1 pseudogene is annotated in these 634 nt (G+C 52.4%); it reads right to left on the bottom strand.

Going from position 1 to position 634, the window contains the following annotated elements:
• Positions 1-420 precede the first annotated feature (420 nt).
• Positions 421-552 (bottom strand): annotated as a pseudogene (locus I8U23_RS13335) (VOC family protein); the annotation flags it as partial.
• Positions 553-634 lie beyond the last annotated feature (82 nt).

The following is a 634-nucleotide window of genomic DNA, read 5'->3' as shown; positions in this document are numbered from 1 at the left end:
CGAGCGCAGCGAGTCAGTGAGCGAGGAAGCGGAAGAGCGCCCAATACGCAAACCGCCTCTCCCCGCGCGTTGGCCGATTCATTAATGCAGCTGGCACGACAGGTTTCCCGACTGGAAAGCGGGCAGTGAGCGCAACGCAATTAATGTGAGTTAGCTCACTCATTAGGCACCCCAGGCTTTACACTTTATGCTTCCGGCTCGTATGTTGTGTGGAATTGTGAGCGGATAACAATTTCACACAGGAAACAGCTATGACCATGATTACGCCAAGCTCTAGCTAGAGGTCGACGGTATACAGACATGATAAGATACATTGATGAGTTTGGACAAACCACAACTAGAATGCAGTGAAAAAAATGCTTTATTTGTGAAATTTGTGATGCTATTGCTTTATTTGTAACCATTATAAGCTGCAATAAACAAGTTGGGGTGGGCGAAGAACTCCAGCATGAGATCCCCGCGCTGGAGGATCATCCAGCCGGCGTCCCGGAAAACGATTCCGAAGCCCAACCTTTCATAGAAGGCGGCGGTGGAATCGAAATCTCGTAGCACGTGTCAGTCCTGCTCCTCGGCCACGAAGTGCACGCAGTTGCCGGCCGGGTCGCGCAGGGCGAACTCCCGCCCCCACGGCTGC

Source organism: Thermoactinomyces sp. CICC 10735, from assembly GCF_016055175.1.
Taxonomy (GTDB): Bacteria; Bacillota; Bacilli; order Thermoactinomycetales; family Thermoactinomycetaceae; genus Thermoactinomyces; species Thermoactinomyces vulgaris.
This window is presented reverse-complemented; position numbering and strand designations above follow the sequence as displayed.